This window comes from Jeotgalibaca arthritidis, assembly GCF_011100465.1.
In the GTDB taxonomy this organism is placed as follows: domain Bacteria; phylum Bacillota; class Bacilli; order Lactobacillales; family Aerococcaceae; genus Jeotgalibaca; species Jeotgalibaca arthritidis.
This window is the reverse complement of sequence record NZ_CP049740.1, coordinates 2,179,119-2,198,472: the sequence shown is the minus strand read 5'-3', so window position 1 is coordinate 2,198,472 and position 19,354 is coordinate 2,179,119. Positions and strand designations below refer to the sequence as shown.

20 protein-coding genes, 1 pseudogene and 1 other annotated feature are annotated in these 19,354 nt (G+C 34.7%); of the genes and pseudogenes, 10 read left to right on the top strand and 11 right to left on the bottom strand.

Features of this window, described 5'->3' with window-relative positions:
• Positions 1–871: 871 nt before the first annotated feature.
• The 8 genes and pseudogenes from G7057_RS11005 to G7057_RS10970 form a co-directional block, all read right to left on the bottom strand.
• The gene (locus G7057_RS11005; protein WP_166163742.1) at positions 872–1,981 is read right to left on the bottom strand and encodes a 5-methyltetrahydropteroyltriglutamate--homocysteine S-methyltransferase; all 1,110 of its coding nucleotides are present in this window, start codon (positions 1,979–1,981) and stop codon (positions 872–874) included.
• Positions 1,982–2,058: 77 nt separating this feature from the next.
• Positions 2,059–2,290, bottom strand: a binding site (T-box leader).
• 104 nt (positions 2,291–2,394) lie between these two features.
• Complete coding sequence (locus tag G7057_RS11000) at positions 2,395–3,135, bottom strand: Fic family protein (protein WP_166163740.1); 741 nt, start codon at positions 3,133–3,135, stop codon at positions 2,395–2,397.
• A gap of 42 nt (positions 3,136–3,177) precedes the next feature.
• Positions 3,178–3,771 carry a type IV toxin-antitoxin system AbiEi family antitoxin domain-containing protein gene (locus G7057_RS10995; RefSeq protein ID WP_166163738.1) on the bottom strand — a complete coding sequence of 198 codons (594 nt, stop codon included), beginning with the start codon at positions 3,769–3,771 and terminating at the stop codon, positions 3,178–3,180.
• 171 nt (positions 3,772–3,942) lie between these two features.
• Complete coding sequence (locus G7057_RS10990; protein ID WP_166163736.1) at positions 3,943–4,341, bottom strand: hypothetical protein; 399 nt, start codon at positions 4,339–4,341, stop codon at positions 3,943–3,945.
• A 13-nt stretch (positions 4,342–4,354) separates the two neighbouring features.
• Positions 4,355–5,188, bottom strand: a pseudogene (locus G7057_RS10985) (IS3 family transposase); the annotation flags it as partial.
• The gene (locus G7057_RS10980) at positions 5,146–5,901 is read right to left on the bottom strand and encodes a helix-turn-helix domain-containing protein (protein WP_166163734.1); all 756 of its coding nucleotides are present in this window, start codon (positions 5,899–5,901) and stop codon (positions 5,146–5,148) included. The pseudogene G7057_RS10985 and the gene G7057_RS10980, both read right to left, overlap by 43 nt.
• Positions 5,902–5,944: 43 nt before the next feature.
• Positions 5,945–6,646, bottom strand: a complete 702-nt coding sequence (locus G7057_RS10975; RefSeq protein ID WP_166163733.1) for a DUF6710 family protein — start codon at positions 6,644–6,646, stop codon at positions 5,945–5,947.
• A 239-nt stretch (positions 6,647–6,885) separates the two neighbouring features.
• Positions 6,886–7,227, bottom strand: coding sequence for an NADPH-dependent FMN reductase (locus G7057_RS10970; protein ID WP_319592862.1), 342 nt, complete (start codon positions 7,225–7,227; stop codon positions 6,886–6,888).
• Between the two features lie 185 nt (positions 7,228–7,412).
• Between G7057_RS10970 and G7057_RS10965 the strand changes: the two genes are divergently transcribed.
• The 5 genes from G7057_RS10965 to G7057_RS10945 all read left to right on the top strand — a co-directional run bounded on the left by G7057_RS10965 (position 7,413) and on the right by G7057_RS10945 (position 12,541).
• Positions 7,413–8,558 (top strand): sensor histidine kinase, encoded by a 1,146-nt coding sequence (locus G7057_RS10965; RefSeq protein ID WP_166163729.1) that lies wholly within the window; start codon positions 7,413–7,415, stop codon positions 8,556–8,558.
• The gene (locus G7057_RS10960) at positions 8,539–9,192 is read left to right on the top strand and encodes a response regulator transcription factor (RefSeq protein ID WP_166163728.1); all 654 of its coding nucleotides are present in this window, start codon (positions 8,539–8,541) and stop codon (positions 9,190–9,192) included. The genes G7057_RS10965 and G7057_RS10960 overlap by 20 nt, the downstream gene beginning before the upstream one ends.
• A gap of 186 nt (positions 9,193–9,378) precedes the next feature.
• Positions 9,379–10,320, top strand: a complete 942-nt coding sequence (locus G7057_RS10955) for an ABC transporter ATP-binding protein (RefSeq protein WP_166163726.1) — start codon at positions 9,379–9,381, stop codon at positions 10,318–10,320.
• Between the two features lie 11 nt (positions 10,321–10,331).
• On the top strand, positions 10,332–11,489 hold the full coding sequence (locus G7057_RS10950; protein WP_166163724.1) for an ABC transporter permease: 1,158 nt from the start codon (positions 10,332–10,334) through the stop codon (positions 11,487–11,489).
• On the top strand, positions 11,486–12,541 hold the full coding sequence (locus G7057_RS10945) for an ABC transporter permease (RefSeq protein ID WP_166163722.1): 1,056 nt from the start codon (positions 11,486–11,488) through the stop codon (positions 12,539–12,541). Before G7057_RS10950 ends, G7057_RS10945 begins: the two co-directional genes overlap by 4 nt.
• 417 nt (positions 12,542–12,958) lie before the next feature.
• Here G7057_RS10945 and G7057_RS10940 read toward each other — a convergent pair whose 3' ends face one another.
• The 3 genes from G7057_RS10940 to G7057_RS10930 all read right to left on the bottom strand — a co-directional run bounded on the left by G7057_RS10940 (position 12,959) and on the right by G7057_RS10930 (position 14,706).
• Positions 12,959–13,096, bottom strand: coding sequence for a hypothetical protein (locus G7057_RS10940; RefSeq protein WP_166163720.1), 138 nt, complete (start codon positions 13,094–13,096; stop codon positions 12,959–12,961).
• Positions 13,097–13,975: 879 nt separating this feature from the next.
• Entirely contained in the window at positions 13,976–14,254 is a 279-nt protein-coding gene (locus tag G7057_RS10935; RefSeq protein ID WP_166163718.1) for a hypothetical protein, read from the bottom strand.
• 23 nt (positions 14,255–14,277) lie between these two features.
• Positions 14,278–14,706, bottom strand: coding sequence for a single stranded DNA-binding domain-containing protein (locus tag G7057_RS10930; protein WP_166163717.1), 429 nt, complete (start codon positions 14,704–14,706; stop codon positions 14,278–14,280).
• A 208-nt stretch (positions 14,707–14,914) separates the two neighbouring features.
• On the opposite strand from G7057_RS10930, the gene G7057_RS10925 reads away from it, so the two are divergent.
• The 5 genes from G7057_RS10925 to G7057_RS10905 all read left to right on the top strand — a co-directional run bounded on the left by G7057_RS10925 (position 14,915) and on the right by G7057_RS10905 (position 19,346).
• A complete protein-coding gene (locus G7057_RS10925) occupies positions 14,915–15,580 on the top strand; it encodes a hypothetical protein (RefSeq protein ID WP_166163715.1) in 666 nt (221 codons plus the stop codon).
• Positions 15,577–15,861, top strand: coding sequence for a transcriptional regulator (locus G7057_RS10920; protein ID WP_166163713.1), 285 nt, complete (start codon positions 15,577–15,579; stop codon positions 15,859–15,861). The genes G7057_RS10925 and G7057_RS10920 overlap by 4 nt, the downstream gene beginning before the upstream one ends.
• A gap of 156 nt (positions 15,862–16,017) precedes the next feature.
• Complete coding sequence (locus G7057_RS10915) at positions 16,018–17,346, top strand: Na+/H+ antiporter NhaC family protein (protein ID WP_166163711.1); 1,329 nt, start codon at positions 16,018–16,020, stop codon at positions 17,344–17,346.
• Positions 17,347–17,356: 10 nt separating this feature from the next.
• Positions 17,357–18,340, top strand: a complete 984-nt coding sequence (locus tag G7057_RS10910) for a dipeptidase (protein WP_166163709.1) — start codon at positions 17,357–17,359, stop codon at positions 18,338–18,340.
• 67 nt (positions 18,341–18,407) lie between these two features.
• Positions 18,408–19,346: a 2-keto-3-deoxygluconate permease gene (locus G7057_RS10905; RefSeq protein WP_166163707.1), complete on the top strand. Its 939-nt coding sequence runs from the start codon at positions 18,408–18,410 to the stop codon at positions 19,344–19,346.
• Positions 19,347–19,354: the final 8 nt, after the last annotated feature.

Below are 19,354 nucleotides of genomic sequence, written 5' to 3'. Positions count from 1 at the left end.
TTTTTAAGTTAGTTATTAAGTAGATTAACTATATACATAACTTTGTATAATATATATTATGTAAACTAAAAGATTGAAAATAATAGTAACAACTAATTATTCGTAGCCTCTTCATTCGTTATAGCTAATATTCATTAGATATTATAATGTTTCCAACTATACTTATTTAACATCTTACTTTTTAAATTATCGCATCATTATAACTAATATTAGCAAACAACAGCTTGATCCTGTCTGATGACAGCATTCAAAAGCACTAATAGTCCATCAGCTTACTCCTTAGAGCTCCAATCGATTAATCTTTTTATATATGAGCTTCTTTATATGCTAACAGATCAAACTCTCAAAGATCAGATAATCAATCCATTTGTTATTTATACTAGAAAAGTAAAATCAAGTTGTTTTCTTGGGTTTTGATAATCTAAATTCTGTTTGAGTGAGCTAACTCTAATATAACCAAATCCCATAAATATAAATAAGTTAAAAATATATGCAAACACATGATACAACGGTTGAAAGATCAACAAATCAACCAGTATCTTGATCATTATATTTGTAGTAGTTAATGCATGGTTAAGATACACAGGACACATAGAAAGCAAAACTCTAACACTCATTTTAGCATCGTCAGTTTATTTCACTCGTAGTATTCCAAATTTTGATTATAAAACTATCAAGACGTATTTATTTCCCATTACTATGATCATTATATATATTGTATATGCCGTAGTTTATTAAGAACGATTCTATGTTCACTTAACAATAAAAATAAGAAGGGAGTATCTAGTTATTCAGCTGATACTCCCTTCTTATTCTACATTTGAGCATAAAAAACCAGGGATGAAATTACTCCATACCTGGCACTCTACTTTTATCCCCAAACTTCTTCTGCAACTTCTTTAAGCAATGTAATTTTCTTCCATTGATCTTCTTCGGTTAATTTATTTCCTACTGAGTTAGATGAGAATCCACATTGGGTTGAGATTCCTAAGCGTTCTAATGGCACATATGCTGCAGCTTCTTTAATACGTGCTTTTAATTCATCTTTGTCTTCTAATTGACCATCTTTTGAAGTTGCTAATCCTAATACGACATTTTTATTTCCAGATACTTCTGCTAAAGGTTCAAATCCTCCTGCACGGTCAGAGTCATACTCTAAGTAGTAAGTTTCAACGTTTTCGTCTGTAAACAACGGATTTGCAACAGAGTCATATGCGCCTGAAGCGAACCAAGTTGAAGCGAAATTACCACGACATACGTGGGTGTTAATCGTTAATCCTTCAGGGGCTTTGTCAATAACGCCATTGTTTAATTTAATAAATAAATCTTTACGGTCTGCAATCTCTTCTGCCGTAAAGTCTTTCCCTGAGTGGTCTTTTCCTGCAATAATACGTGCCCATGTACAGTCATCTAACTGTAGAGTCTTAATTCCAGCTTCATAGGCTTCATTTAAGAATGTTGCATATGCTGAGATCGTATCTTCAACTAGTTCATCTAATGAAGCATAATGCTTATTTGTAGAATCACTATTAATCTCACGTAAAGCTTCTTGTACGAATTGAGATGGCGCTGGGATTGTTAATTTAACATCTACGTCGCTTGAAGCATGCTCACGCGCAAACTTCCAATCTTCGATAAAAGGATGGTTTTCTCCAGAAATTTTTCCTGAAATGCGAGCAGTAATACCATACACTTTACCCTCAAACTTAGATCCATTAGGCTCGTCTGTAATCTTATCGACACCATTGAATCCCCAGAAGAAATCACAGTGCCATGATGCACGACGAAATTCGCCGTCTGTAATTGTCTTTAACCCAATTTTTTCTTGCTGTTCAATTAATTTAATGATTGCTGCGTTCTCTACTTCTCTTAATTCCGCATCAGTAATAATACCCGCTTCGTTATCTTCTCGAGCTTTTAGTAAATAATCAGGACGTAGGTAAGATCCTACATGGTCAAAACGATGAAATGCTGCTGTCATAATATATCATTCTCCTTTTTTATGGTAAGTTTCGGAAAATAAAAAATCCGTCCCTTTGCCGATTATCAATTAATCGCCAAAGGGACAGATTTTTTTCCGTGTTACCACCCTAGTTTATGAAAGTTTCTCAACTTCCACCTTAATAAGTACATGCATACTCTAGTCTGTAACGGGACTCTCCGTCTAAGTTGCTTGCACAGCTTAGAAGCTCAGAGCTCATTTTCACTAATTTCCTTATACCCTCTTCCACCAAATGAGGATTCTCTTTAAATAATTCTTATTAGTTACTCTACTCTTCAACGCTTTTTATTAAAATAAGCTTATCACATTCTAACCTATTGCTAATTAAATAGTCAAGTGCTATTTAGAGTTCCCACTAATAGATGTTCTCTCTGATTGGATTTTAAATAGTATCACAGTTCAATCTGTTGTAGTTTTTGATGGTAAAAACTATCGATACGTTTTTCCTCTTCTAGCAATAAAGGTAATGCAAATGCATAAAATTGTTGAATATCATCATCACTAGGAGCATCCTTGATTTGAGCATTATGAAGAATGTTTAGATAACTATTTTTATCCTTATTCTTTATTATTAAAGGCGGCAAATTATTTTCTAATAAAGAATAGATCATAATTAATCTCCCTGTTCGGCCGTTCCCATCAGAAAATGGATGAATTCGTTCAAAGGTGATATGCGCTTCTAATATGGCTTTTATAACTTCTTCATCGGATATCGGCTGATTGATTCGATAGGATAAATTACTAACCAATTGATTCATTAGCGCTGGAACATTCTCTGGAAGTGCTGTGTTAAATTCAGTTCCACTAACATGATTAGGGTATGTTTTGAACATACCTTTATCGTGTTGTAATCGATCTGTTAGAATTTCATGTATTTCTTTTATGATTGACACAGATAAAGCTTTATTTTTAATATTTCTAAACATATACTCAAACGCTGGTTGGTGATTCAATACTTCAAAATACTCTCTATTAGTAATTTTAGAATTATTAGGTAGTGTTTGATTAATGATGATTGTTGCTGTTTCAGGTAATGTGAATGTGTTACCTTCTATTGCACTAGAATTATAAGCCAAACGTACCAACGCGTCATCAATGTAGCTTTTAGTTAATTTTTTAATGATATGACTCAAAATAGTTACCTCCCATTCATAAGTATACATACACATATTTGTTCAATTTAAAATGGACAAAATCTTCTCTTTGACTAATTCTTCAATATTAAGCTCACGTGCATATCTTTCTAACCGTCTAAAATCATGGTCATCTCTATCTAAATAGTCATCTAACATTTCTTTGATTATACCTGGTGTTGCATGTTTATATCTCATCATATCAATAATTGTTTTTTCCAAATTTGTTACCCTTAATGGATTTCCATCCCAACTCTCAAGTTCAACGATATATTCCTCATCTAGTTCTTTATGAGGTAAATAATATGGCTTGATACTTTGTTCTTCTGCAGTAGCTAAATGATAATCTCTAGGAAAGGACACATGATAAGTAAATGGGTAGTTTGTGGTCAGCCAATGTAGCATAACTGCTGTTTCGTGAGAGTAAACACCTTTAGGATATTTTAGCTGAATAATATAAAGATCATCTTGATGTGACTCATCTAGCAGAAAAATGCCTCTAGAATGTTTTATAATATCATTTCGATCAACTGCTTTTCTTAGAGTTGAGTCGTCAATACCATGTTTTTTTGCTAATTTCGCAGTAATGATTCCGTTATTATCCATAAACAATTGAGTAAGTTTCGATTGAATCACATTATTCACCTCAAAAATATTATAACTCAATTCACGCTTGATACAATTAAAAAAACAAACTTGTCGTTATGAGAAGCTTTGTTTTCTTTAATTGTAACCAACCCTGTTAAATCCAAAAAAGCATTAAATAAACATAAACGCTTATTTAATGCTTTTGAAGGTATTTAGTGTTTAAACCCAGTCTGGATTGCCTACTTCGATACCTGGAATAGTATTCAAATCTTCAATGTTTGCTATAGGTGGTCCATCAGAAATATAGACATCACCGCCTGTATTGGGGTTCTTGCCAACATATTTCCACTCACTATTAGAGATATTTTCATTTTCAGATGATTTAGGTGTTTCTGTAGCTGACTCGCTTGAAGGAGGTGCTACTTGTGTATTATCCGAATTGTTAGAGCCAGCGTTTGAAGAGGAGTTTCCTTCCTCAGCAATAGATGTTGTTGATTTTTCCGAATCATAAATCGGCTCTTCTTCATAATAAACCTCTTCTACTTCAGGTGAACTGCCCCCTGTCAAGTAGACAGGTAAATAAACAAAATATTTTGTACCAGGGATGATAAATTTCATTCCTGGTTTTTTCTTATGCTGGAATACTCAACCCCATTTTTAATGTCACCCGTTGAGTGTTATAAAATCGAATGTATTGTTTGATATCCCTTTCTAATTCTTCAAATGTCATATAGGTCTTCAAACGATACATTTCTTCTTTGATAATACCCCAAAAGTTTTCCATTGGCCCATTGTCAATACACTTGCCCACACGAGACATACTGTGAGTGAGTTGATGTTTTTGGACAAAGTTTCTAAAGCCGTGCGACGTATATTGAAAGCCACGATCACTGTGTAAAAGCGTTTTGGTCGGTACGATATCACCTTCTATTTGACGAACCGTATCACGAACTAAAGCATTATTATTATTCTTAGACACTTTAAAGGCCACGATTTCATTTTCTCCATAATCCAATATAGCACTGAGATAAGCTTTAGAGTGATTGCCATACTTAAATTCAGTCACATCGGTTAGTAAAACTTCCATCGGTTGATAGTTCTTTTGAAACGCTCTATTGAGAATATTCTCAGCGATATGTGTAGGCTTATGTGGTTTGTAGGAGTACCGTTTCCGTCGGATAACGGCTTTTAACCCTGACAGCTTCATCAATCGATAAACACATTTATGGTTCACTTTGGCGTTTAAGAAATAGTTCAGGTAAATAGTGATGCGACGATAACCATAAATGCCTTTGTATTCTTCATAGACTTGATGAATTAACTCAACCAGCTTTCGTAATCGCTTTTCCGACACAGTTGGCGCACGCTTTAACCACTTATAATAGCCGGCTTTACTAACTTTTAATACGTCACAAAGGTGGACTACTTTGAATCCTTCTTTTTGGAGTTTTTTGATCGTTTGAAATTCTGCTTCAAACCTCGTTTGCGTAACATCAACTCTCTTTCTACTTCTTCTAACTTTTTTAACGCAGCGTTCTCTGTTTCTAGGTACTCATTTCGTGCTTTTAATACCGTAATTTCAGCTTGAATTCTTTCTTCATCTGTTTGAATAGATTCTGGTTTTCCACGACCCCGTCCATCAATGAGTCCATCAGGGCCGTGTTCTTTATACTTTTGAATCCATGAATAGACATTATTGTAAGAAACTTGATATTTTTCAGCCGTTTCTTTATAAGATAAGCCGTTGGCAAGACAATCTTTAACAATTTCAAATTTTTCTGCTTGTGTTGTTATTTTACCTTTCATCGTATACACCTCGGGTTTTGGAGAATAACTCCTCATTTCTTCCCCTCTAGTATACTTCAATACCCAACTCCTGACAGTTCGATAGGATGGAATATTATATATTCGAGCTAATTGTTTTATAGGAATACCTTCAATGATATGTTCATTAACGACAGTTAGTTTAAAGTCTTTACTATAGTGATTATTTTTTAATTTTGATTGAATCCCTTCCAGACCATGGGTCTGATACCTTAAGACCTTATCACGAAATAATGACCCTCCCAATAATAAACCATAATCTTTACATAATTCTTTATGGCTAATACCATCTTCAAGGTACAAATGAATATACTTTACAAGCTCTTCAATCTTATGCTTATTATTTGAACGCATAAAAACTCCCCCTAAAATAGTTTTACTTTTTCAAGTGTCTACTTTAGGGGGAGCATATCAGCTGCTTAAGTAGATTGTATTTAATTTTTGCTATTTCATAGATTATTGCCACTCTAAAATCATAAACTTCTCCCAATTGAATATTGTTGTGGGTACTATACCAATGCAATCCATCAGTACGAATATGTTCAAAAATACGATTCATTTGAATAACTTCCGCTGTAATTAAACCGTTCTTGTATCCAATACCTGAAGTAATAGAATGTGTTCCATTATAAACATAACAAATATCAAGCTCTGTATAATAGTAAGCCATGTGATTACTAGGATGATGGATAAACCCATTCTTAAAAATATTCAATATATTTTTAGGCAATCTGTCTTTATTCCAGGGCATAACTAAAACACAATCTGTTGACAGATCAATATTCTTTGAATAATTAGAGGCGTCTTCAGATAGAAAATAGTGCTCTACATTGTTTTCATCAAAATAGAGTGGCGGTAACAAGAATGTTAGATTTTTTTTGAAATGATCTTCACTGTAAAATATTGTGGTTATAACATTACTTTGAAGATCTTTTTTAACCATCTCAGAAACAAAATCTAGTATCACGATTTTGTCTTCATCCTTCATTTTCTCATTTAAAATTCGTTCAATATACGCCATAGCATTTTTGTATTCAATCGGTGGCTGAACGATTTCTTTCTGCTTGTGTTGTTTAGTGAGTAACTTTTTTAAAAACAATTTTTGTATCCTCCCACAAATAAACCATTTTCAATAATATGATAATAACCTCTAGTTTGTAGTGTGGATTTAATTCTATTTTTCTTAGTTTTCTCCACCATTCAACTAGTCCTCTTAGTCATAAATGATTAAAATGAGTTTATTTTCTAAAATTTATTACCTACAATTATAGCATTAGTAATAAAAGATTAAAGTTTTTTCAGTTACTAGTACAGTTCAAAAATTAATCATCGTCAAAATCATTTGTTTTGTTTTTTCTCAGTTTTATAAACGTTTAATTCGTTATAAACATAGTCAAGCGCATTCTTTAATGCCGATGAAACGCCGTGGTTATATTCAGGTGTCACAAAAATATAGCCATCTAGTTCATTCATTTTTTCTGCCCATGGCTGTTGTTGTTCTTTAGCTTTCAAGTCTGAAGTGTAAGCTGGTGAAGCAGCTTCGTCAAATAATGGTAGTGGATAATCTAGTAAGTCCACTAATTCAAATTGTGCATCTGAAGTGTAGTTTTCAGCAACTTCTTTTACCCAGTTTGAAACAGCTTCGTTTGCGCGACCTTCACGGATACTTCCCATAATAATTCCAATTTTTATTTATAAATTCCTCCAATATTTTTATCTCTAGCTCCACTTTATCACATTTAAATATAATGAAAGTAAAATGATTCGATTTCGAGACATTTTTACAATTTCTTTACTTTTGTCTGATTTAACCGAATTAAAAGTGTGCTATACTTTAAAAAGTTAGTGCATGGAGGTGTTTTCAGATGATAATTATTCAAATCGGTTTACTACTACTCAGTTATATTCAGTTTATTTTTATCGACGCTTTCTGGGCAGGTTCTTTTTATTTCTTTTTTATTTGGGTTATTTTACTCCAGATCCTCTGGTTTTATATTGAACGAGCGACTGTTCAAAAGTTGACGTTCGCCTTTTTAACTTTATTTTCTATTCTTAATATCCAATTCCTGCCTCAATTTCCATTTTTGATGCTTGGGGTATTCGCACTTGAAATGCGAAAAATATGTTCTCTCAAATACACCTTACTCCTCTTAACTCTTACTTTGGGGATCAGTTTAGGTCTTTTAGGTACACAAGGCATTTGGCTCACTCTCACTGAATGGGGATTTTTAATCGCCATTATTGGACTCTGTCTCTCGCTCTCTAAACAGGAAGAGAATCGTCAGAAACAAGAAGAAGAGTGGTACAAACTCATTCAAATGCAAGAGGAATTAAAGAAGCAATCTCAATTATTAAAAACACAAATGGGTTCGCTGGAAGAATTATCTCGCATCAATGAACGGAACCGGATTTCTCGAGATCTCCATGATTCAGTCGGCCATACCTTATCAACCATTGTCATCCAGTTAGCCGCGATTTCCAAAATCACACAACCCAAACTACCCAAAGTTGCTCAAATGGTCGAAGAATTGCATCAATTCACAAAAGACGGTTTAACAAACGTTCGAGAAGTCATTCATGAAATGAAACCCAACGACTATCGAAGAGTTGCCTTTATCGATCGTTTACAAGTTTTAATACAAAATTTCGAAAAAAATACGAAAATCCAAATCATATTCAATACTAATGAGAGTTTGTGGCTTTTAAATGAGGAACAAGAAATGCTTATTTATCGCGCTATCCAAGAATTTTTAGGCAATTCTTCCAAACATAGTTCCGCAACTGAAGTACGTATTCAATACCACTATACGCCCTCTTCTATTATTTTAACGCTACATGATAATGGAAAAGGAACCGATTCGATCGTTCCGAAAATGGGATTGAGTGGAATGAAAGAACGAGTAAAACTACTCGGTGGAAAGATAACGATTCAATCCGCAAGTGGTGAGGGGTTTAGAATTCGAATCGTCTTACCTAAAGGAGGATTTTTAAATGACAGAGAACGCCATTAAAGTACTGCTTGTCGATGATGAACAACTGATTCGAAGTGGTCTAGCCATTTTACTGGAGATGTATGAAGAAATTGAAATCGTTGGACAAGCAGCCAACGGTCAAGAAGCGATTGATTTTTGCGCCACCGAAGAAGTAGATGTGGTCTTAATGGATATTCGGATGCCAGAAACAAATGGAATTGAAGGAACCAAACAAATAAAAGAAAAACATCCACATATTCATGTCCTTATTTTAACGACCTTCCAAGATATGGAGTATATTGCTCAAGCGATGAAGGTTGGTGCTTCAGGCTATCTCTTAAAAGATAGCAATGAGGAAACCATTTACGAAGGAATAAAACTTGCACACAAAAATAATCTCGTCATTGATGGGAAAATGACTGATTTCTTTACGGCCATTTCAAAAAATCATACGGACGCTCCCGTTGACCCAAAAAATTATGAGCTGTCCTCAAAAGAAGTGGAAATTATTCGACTAGTCGCAAGTGGTTACAGTAACCAAGAAATTGCGGATGAGCTCTTTTTATCTCTTGGAACAATTAAAAACAATACGAGTCTCATTTTAAATAAATTAGACTTAAGAGACCGTACGCAATTAGCCATTTTTGCTTTTGAAAAAGGACTCATGAACTAATTACTCGCTCCTTTCTTTTGTCTTCCTTTCTGACAGAAGAGAGGATTTTTTTAATACCGCTAAAAATTTACTTCCCCATATGACAATAAAAGTGACTCAAGTCATTCTATTTTCATTACTTGAGTGAATAGGCAAGACCGTCTACATCTTTTATAATGAAGACAATAAAAAGAGGAGGAGAGACAGATGAGCTACGTAGAAATTAAACATATATATAAAAACTATAGCGAAAATCAAGTCTTAGAAAATGTTTCTTTTGAAATTGAAAGGGGAGAACGTTTTGGCTTAATCGGTCCGAATGGTGCTGGAAAATCGACACTCATTGATATGATGACCGGCCTCACCCCATATAATTCAGGTGAGATTATTATCGATGGAAAAAAAGTGCCGAAAGATATTGTAAACATTCGAAAACAAATTGGACTTGTGCCACAAGAAATTGCCTTAATGCAAGAATTAAATGCACCCTCTAATTTAGAATACTTCGGCGGACTGTACGGATTGTCTGGCCAGACGTTAAAAAAACGAATCGAAGAAGCGCTTGAAATTGTTGGTTTAGCGGACCAAGATAAAAAAGCAGTCAAACATTTTTCCGGCGGGATGCAAAGGCGCTTGAATATCGCAGCAGGTATTTTACATCGCCCTCAATTTTTAATTTTAGATGAACCGACTGTTGGTGTCGATCCTCAATCTAGAAATAAAATTTTTGAGTTTATCAAATATATGAATGAAGAATATAAAACAACTGTTTTATACACGTCGCATTATATGGAAGAAGTGGAAGCATTATGTGAGCGCCTCTTTATTTTAGACGCAGGGAAACAAATTGGCTATGGAAGCCAAGAAGAAATCAAACAGCTCGTTCAAGACCATGTGAAGTGGCTCATTGAACTCGAGCAGATGCCACTTGAGCTAGATGAACAACTGACACAAGAATTAAATGGCGTAGAACAAGTCATTGCCAAGAATAATCAACTGCATCTTATCGTTGATCCGATTACTTTTAAAACACAGCAGCTGATGAATTTCTTAACCGCTAATCATTTAGAATTAGTGACCTTACAAAAAGAAGACCTTAGCTTAGAAGAAGCATTCTTACAACTGACTGGAAAAACACTGAGAGATTAGGAGGAGCAAATATGCGACAATTTTGGATTCATTTAAAAACTGAAGTCCGTGCGATACTAAAGCAGTGGCCGCAAGTCATTGGAACCTATCTTTTAATTCCTTTGTTTTTCGCTCTGCTCATGGGTTTCTCATTTGATACAGCCTTCACGCCTGAAGTATCCATAGAGCCTATCTCTGTTTCTCTTCGAAATGAAGATCAAGGACCAGCTGGACAACAATTGGTTGATGTGATGAAATCAGAAGAAATGAGTGAAATTTTTGAACTTGTTGAAATGGATGATGCCGATTTTCATTTACAGATTGCAGAAGATTATAGTGAACAATTAGAAGACACATTAATCACGATTGAGACTGAGCCAAATGTCTCTTCAACAGATTCCACGATTCTTTCGCAATTTATTCAAGAGTGGCAGCAAACCTTAGTCGATCAAAGACAACTAGCCTCTGAATTAGAAGCCGTAGAAAACCCAGAAAGTATTCAAAATTTGGTGGCTTCTTTAGAAGAAGCTGTTGCTTTAAATAGAGAAGATACCATTCAAACGGTAGCGTATGATTCAGATACTGCCCTTACAAGTAATCAGTTTACCGCCATTTCAGGCTTTTTATATTTATTATTTATGTCTCTTTCATCTAGTGTAGCCATGCAGACGAAAAAAGAATTTACAGGCTTGAAAAAACGGATTGGCGTCCTCCCTTTGACGACAACTCAAACTGTTCTGTACGACATTTTAACCAATACCCTTGTCTTTACTGTTCTATCCATGTTCTATATGGGGCTTTGGCGATTATTTGATCATCAAACATTTGTTGGAAACCCATTCCATTATCTTTTTTGGATACTTATCTATACCCTATTTTTCCAAGTATTAAATGTTGGAATGTCTAAGCTCCCTTCTGGAAAATGGACGAATATCTTTTATCAAGTGATTTTAATGGTTTATATGATTTTTGGTTTTATACCAATCGACAGAATAGTTGGTGGGGAAATTGGTCAATTGCTTAGTGAAAATATTGTCCGGCAAATCTTTACCCAACCATTCTATGATTATATGCTCACAGGGCAAGTTGGCGAAAATATAGGTGTTGCCTTAGGTCTCATTTTAGCGAGTCTTTTACTCATTTTTATGACTATTCGATTGAGCGACAGAAAGGAGATGCAAACCGCATGAAAACATTACATCTAACATGGTTTCATTTAAAACGTGTCCTTTTCAATAACTGGGGCTTTGTCCTTTTTACACTCGGATTTCCACTTGTCATCATCTTTTTCTTTTTAATTACCATGCAAAGTGATTCTTCCGCCATGACAAATCAAAATATTGCGGTTGTGAATCATTCGGACTATGTGGAAGAACAAGTCGTCCCTCATTTATCAGAGAATTTCCAAGTAGACTTTTTTGATGACGCAGTGGAAGCGTTCGAACAGTTGGATCAACTTGAAGTAACGATGCTTTATGAAATCCCCGAGGGTTTTCCATTCAATGACGAACAGATAAACATTTATAGTTTAAGTGGTAAAAATCGAGATGCGTTATTTGAGTCCGAGTTGTTTTCAAGACTCACTGAATCAAGAATGAATGAAGCCTTCTCTGAAGCGAATCTTTCATTTGAGTCGGTGGAGGTTGCAGAGGCTGAGTGGGTGCGTCCAACGGAGACGATAAACGGAGATACGGCTTTTGTTTTGTTTATGCTCCTCTTTTTTATGGGGTATGCCACAGGATTCATTGCCGGTGATTTAGCGAAGATGCGTCAAGAAGGCTTGCTCACTAGAAGTATTATTTCAAACACTTATAGCTGGCAAATATTAGGTAGTGTCTTATTCGCTTATGTGCTTTATGAATTTCTCGCCAGTACAATCGTTATTTCAATTATGAGTGCCGTTTTTAATCTTCCAATCAATCATCCAGCTTTACTCGTTAGTTTAATTCTCTCCATGAGTATTTTTATTGTCGGCTTAACTATGGTCCTCTTTCGATTATTCAAAAATGAGGCGCTTATCCAGATGATTGGAATGCTACTCGCCATTGTTTTAGTATTCATTCCGCTTATCGCCGAATCGTTTACTTCTTTACAATTTGTACAGTTTTTATCGCCTTACTATTGGATATTTGAGGCCATAGATACCGGACAAATTTTCCCCAATGTCCCCGTGGTTATTTTATATGGTTTGGTGTTGTTTACTGCTGGAAGTTTTAAAATTGAGCGACTTGTAAAAGTTTAGTCAAAATGATAAACGTCTCATTTACTAATTACCACAAAACCTTCAATGCTTTTTGGTGGAAGTTTGCCGAGGCAAACTTCTTCCCTCTAATTATATGAACCTCTCGATACGTGCCTGCTATCTTTTTATTAATACCTTGTAAAACAATAGCATGTATGTCTTTAATTACTCTCTGACTTAAAGCCACTTTTGCGTTGACCAATTCTTCAACCTACTCAAGTGCTTCTTTGTGATTATTAACCTCAAGGTGTTCTCTCAAACTTTTACCTGAGACAGTTATCCCTTCTTCTAAGATAACCTTTGTTTCATATAACGTTAGTGTGTTACCTTCAATTGCGTTCGAATAGAAGTCGCTCGTTACCTAACACTTCGCCACCCCTTTCATATTTCTAGTGTGCCACCTGGCACACTTTTGAGCTACCCTAGTAATTCAGCTAATGAAGTAACACTTTCTTCAACAAGATAAGGAACTTCAGCATCTAAATTCCAACCAATATCTTTTAAAGTTTGAATTTGCTCTTCCGTACATGTGCCTAAATCTAAATTCAGCGTCAAACAACGTAACCGCATCAATCGTAGTCAATAAAAAATTAAGCATACGTTTACTCTCTTTTTTAAAACGTTCACATGATGAAGCTTTCACAAATGTTATTCAAGTATTATAAAAAAATTAAAGGTTATCTGGTACTATACTGGAAAAGGAGTGATGGAAAATGGATATTAATAATCTATTAGTAAGCTTTTTTTAACAATTATAATATTGTATATTTTTTGTATCTTTTATCGTCAATCTAAAAAAAAAGAAATTAAATAATGGATTTATAGTCGTTCTTCATATGGTTGTATTGACACTATATTTTACTAACAGTTTTTCTCTTCCATATGTGTTTTTGATCCAATATAGTGGACAATGATAGGAGCTGGCATCATCTGTTGTATTAATCTTTTTAAAGAAAAATCGAAATGGTTGTTTTTGTTAGTTCCCTCCACATTTATTTTCATTCAAATTTTACCTATAACCCTGTTGTTAAACGATATGTAAGAAATACTTTTTAAATTAATTCTCAGGTTAATTTAGGCTTGTTGGAACTTTATCTAAGTTTTTTAATAAGAATACTTGATTGTCAGGTGCATAGTAATAAAATTCATCATTTTCCAACAAAACAATAAGCTGATTTTCTGAAGATGATTCTATTATGTAGGTTTCAGTATTATTAACGTCACTAAAAGTCCCTTCGTCTACTAATTCCGAATTGTAATAAACTTCATACCTACCCTTTCGATCAAAAGACAACATATAAATATTAGGCGGCATTGTTTCTGATTGATAAGATCCAAGTAAAATTGGGTGTTTTTGGTTGCTATTCTCCCAAAACTAAACACTTAAAATAATCACTAGCAAAGATAGAGCAATAGTTATCTTCGTTTTCTTTTTCACAGTCTCTTCTCCTTATTTTTGTATTTTTTATAAACGTAGGCTACGAAAATCAAAACAAAGACTAAAAACGAACAGCAAACAAGCACATTCCCTAAAGGATAATTGATAGATCCTGCAGCCCAAATTTCTTTTGCTTGTTCTTCAGGTAAATCAATACCACTAGCTGGGAAGAAGTTTAATCGTAAAATAATACCAACAATCAGCAAACCCATATTCCACTTAAAAGCAGTGCTTAAATCAAGCTTATTTAGAATATAATCAATTCTTTTTTTCATTGCTCTCCTCCAAAATCACAGATTTAAAACCAATCAAATTCATGTTTTCTTTTGAGATTTAAATTTATGTCTTTTTCAGCCATAGCTGTTTTAAAATCATTAATCGTCAAATAAGTTGTTACTTCATGAGTATCCTTATTAAGAATAAGATAGTTCAATTCTTTAGAATTCAATTCAACAAGATAGCTGGCTACTATGTAGTTGTCAGCCCAGTTTAATCTAACAAGCAAATCTGTAAAGCTCTTATAATGACCATCGTTATCATCAAAAATAATAGACGAGTATGTTGCAGAAATACTGTTAACATAGTACTGATCATCAATTCTGATTTCATGGGCAGATGCAGATGTTCCTGGCGCTCGGTAGCTATTATTAGGGTTTTCTCTATAGATAAGCCAACTACTCGTAATCAAAAACAAAAGCAACAGAGATACTAATATTTTTATTTTCACTCTTATAACCTCCTGTTAGCTCTTATTGTATTATAACACTTTTTATATAACATCATTATTATAAAAACATAAGGTTTATTTATAATATTTGTAAAATCTCCCCTTCCTTGTGATGACAACAGACACCTATTGACTTTCAATGTTTATTGTTATATCATAACTTTGAAATATAAAGTAACTTTAAAAAAGAAAGTGTTGGTGATTAATGATGGAAATTAAAGACAAGGCTTTAAACGATATTAAATATATTAAAGATAGTATTAACAATACTAAAAAAAATCATGACCTTTTCAAAAAATTGTTTATAGAGTACGGTATTCTAAATCTACTTCTAATTATTTTTACATTACTTTATCCATTTGTTATTCAAAATATAACAATATACTCCACGGTATCTTTTTTCACAAAATCGATATTTTATATTATTATTGCTACTAAGATTTTTCAGATATCAAAAAGCTCTAAAAACAATACAAATATATTTTTTAGAGTTTTTATATCAATGTTTTTCTTTGTAACTGTTTTTATGCCTATCTTTCAACTAATAGTTAGATTTATTTTAAGTTATTCCATCGCAGATTTGTCAATTGCTATTGCAAACTTAAATCAAATGAGCCAATTTATTATGATATCACTTTTTTCAATGTCACTGATTCTAGTTGAAAAATTATCAGGGAAAAAGATACTACTAGTTTTCGGAGCAGTTAACATTGTTATGTTTTTAGTTCTATCTTCAATCGATGCTGGATTTATGCTGCATAGTCATTCCTATATTAGTTATGTCAATCTTTATTATTCTAGCGTCATATCTCTAGGTTATATTTTTATTGGTTTTTTATCTTCCAAGAATGAAGGTGTCTCATCCAAATCATGAAAGTGAGCGATATTTCAGAAATATTTAGTTCTCCTTTGAGAATAGTGATTGTTAGCAGTTTATTAAGTAAAGATATGCTATTCTCTGAGTTAAAAGAGTATACAGAAGCTACTGATGGTAACCTAAGTGTTCATTTGAAAAAATTAAACGCTTGGGGAGTCATTGAATCGAAGAAGGTCAGAATAAAGGATAAAATCTTAACTTCCTATAAACTAACCGAGTTTGGAAAAGCTGAGTTTGAAAATTACGTGTTGTTACTAGAATCAATTTTGAGGAAGTAGCGTATAAACGCCATTTGTATTTCTACTTGGCGTTTATACGCTATTTTTTATTTTTTGGCAAAGATTCATATTCTCTACCTAGCTAATGTAATAGATTAGTACTCCTCTTATGCTATAATCGACTAATACTATTTTAATTTTGAAAGGAGAATGAAGATGGAATTAGGAGTGAATGCACTGGTAGAATCCCCTTCTTTATTAGGTTTATTACCTTTAGTGGTTTATATTGTCCTTATTTTTATGAATCAAAGTAATTTGTTAGCAACGATTATTGGGATTGCTATTGGAGCGATTTTAATTGGCCATGACTTAGGTATGTTGGCTGCTGATTTTGCAGGCAGTTTAGGGTCTTTTGTGGCGACAATTGGATTTATTATTATGTTAGGGGCTGCTCTTGGCCGTCTTATGAACGCCAGTGGGATTACTAAGACGTTAGTTTATTGGATTGTTAAAGGGTTGAAAGTGAATTCGAAAAACAAGGCTCGCTTCGCACTTATGGTGATTTCGATTATCATTTGTGGGTTACTGGGCACATTAGGTGGCGGTAATGCGATTATTGCGCCTATTATTATTCCTGTTTTAGCCAGTATTGGGTTAACGCCGACAGCTACGGCTTTAATCTTAAAAAATGCAGGTGAAGTTGGTTTGATTTGGGGGCCATTAACAGGTGTTACATTGGCTATGTTAGAGTTGACAGACATGTCATATGGTGAATATATGTTGTTCGCAGGACTGCCGTTTGGTCTATTATGGCTAGCAGGTACGTGGTTTGCATCCATCCATATTCAAAAGCAAACAGAAGGCAAAGAACACTATGATTTGTCGCAAGCTGTTGATTTTGATCAGTTTGTCGTTAGTTCTAAAGAACGTCAAGCAACTATTGCCTTTATTGTCTCCTTCTTAGCGCTTGTTGTCTTTGGTGTAGTAACTGGTCAAGGAACAAATTATGCGATTATCGTCATGATTATTTTAATGATTATTGTTGCCCTCTTCGGCCGCATTCATCCAAAGGTAGCAGAAGAAAAAATTGTGGAAGGTGTTGCCAGTATGGCAGATCTCTTCCTCATTTTTATTACGATTGATGTTTTACTTGAAATGGTCACAGCTGCGGGCGGTTTTGAGGCTTTATCTGAACTCCTTCAAACGACATTTACCAATATTAGCGCACCAGCTGTTATGTTAATTTCAGCGATTGTCGGTGGCTTGGGTGTCGAAGCTGCTGCGGTGGCAGAGTTACAAATTATTACTGATATGTTTAAACCGATGATTGAGTCATCTGGTCTTCCTCTGCAGATGTTTGCCATCTCGCTCTTATCCGCAACACGCTTAACTGGTAGTATTTACCCGACTTCTAACATGATTGGTCAGCTTGGCATTGCCCAATCGTCAAACACGAAATTAATGTTAAAAGGAAATTGGTTAAGTATCGCCCCACTAGTGATTTGTATCATCATTTGGGCCTTTGTTGGTGTTAATTTGTTTTAGGAGGATAACCATGAATTATATTGATTTACACGCAGATACCATTTTACCGCTCATGCAAGCTGGCGAAGCAGCATCACTCTATGATGTTGAGAATACTCATATTAACATCCAAAAACTTCAAGCTGGTCATGCATTGGCTCAGTGTTTTGCGGTTTGGCTGCCAGATGGTCAGTTTGATCAGATGACGATTCATCCTGAGTTTAGCCCGCAAAATCATGAAGAAGATATCGCCTATATCAAAAAAGCTGTTGATCGTCTTAACAAAGAGATGGAAAAAAACCATGAACATATGGCTTGGGCGAAAAACACTGCTGATATTCAAAAGAATAAAGCTGCTGGCAAGATTTCAGCTATCTTAACACTAGAAGATGCCCGTGCGGTCAATAACTCGCTTGATAATCTTGATATGCTTCATAAAATGGGATTCGGAATGATGGGAATAATCTGGAATCATGAAAACTGTTTTGGTTATCCTAACAGTTTAGATCCGGAACTCAACCAAAAAGGGTTAAAACGATTTGGAATTGAAGCAACTCAGTATATGAATGAATTGGGTATAACAGTCGACGTGTCTCACCTCAATGATGGTGGTATTAGCGATGTGCTTGCATATTCAAAACAACCTGTCGTTGCTACTCATTCTAATGCCCGTTCTATTGCTCATCATTCGCGTAACCTAACTGATGAACATATTAAGGGAATTGCCAATTCAGGCGGTGTAGTTGGTTTGTGCATCTCGCCTCGCTTTTTAAGAGGGTCTGGTGATGACTCTACCATTTCTGATATGATTCGCCACTTGGATTATTTATATAACTATGGTGGTGAGGATGTACTAGCAATTGGGACTGATTTTGACGGTACGAGTGGACAGTTTGAGATTGCGTCTCCGCTTGATATGCCAAAACTCTTTGAACGCTTAGAAGCACATAAATGGCCACCTAAGCGAATTGAGAAACTTGCCTACCTCAATGCTAGTCGTATTCTAACAAAATAATGAAATCATTCTTCTTAAGGCGTATAATAGAATGAGATGAGCTTTTTTATGGGTAGGATGATATTAAATGTTAAAAGCCGTAAATAAAATACCAGCTGGAACGTTTTTAGTCCCACTGATTGTGAGTATGATACTTTTCACTTTTTGGCCGAATTTGTTTCATATTGGAGGATTAACTGAGTCGTTGCTAACAAGCTCTGGAACTGGGTTTATTTCAGCCGTATTATCATTTTCTACTGGAACACGCATTAATATTAAAGTACTTAAACGACTACTCAAGCACCAAGGCGTTTTACTATTAACCAAAGTTATAATTGCACTTATCTTGTCTTTTGCCTTTTTAGCTGTATTTGGTACAGATGGATTTTTGGGTGTTTCTTCAATAGCCTTTGTCGGGGCTATGTTCAGTTTAAACCCCGCTGTCCAAGTGTCTATTTTAGACAACTACGGTTATAAAGAAGATTCAGCAATTATGGGTCTATCTGCAGCTGTGACACTCCCGATGCTGCCCCTTATTGTCTTCATGCTCTTTTATTCGAATGCTAGTTTAACGGAGTTAAATTGGATGCCGATTGTTTCAGCACTCTTACCATTCTTCATTGGAATTACCTTAGGAAACTTAGACCCAACTATTGGGAAACTATTTGATCCACTTGTTGGGGCATTACTGCCCTTTTTAGGTTGGAATTTGGGTCAATCGATGAATCTAAAAGATGCCTTATCTGCAGGCTTACCAGGTCTGCTACTGACACTAATATTTATAGTGATCATGTCATCTCTCTATCTAGTCGACCGTTTTATATTAAAAAAAGACGGGATTTCTGCTCTAGCAATGATGACAGTTGCCGGCATATCAACTGTGGTTGCGCCAACGATTGTCGAGGTTTTCCCTCATTTACAAGCTGAAGTAACAGCAGCCAACTCACAGATTCTACTTGCATCCATCATTACCTCCATTTTCACCCCATTATTTATTGGTTATACGCAAAAAAACCGCCAGGCTTAATGTCTGAC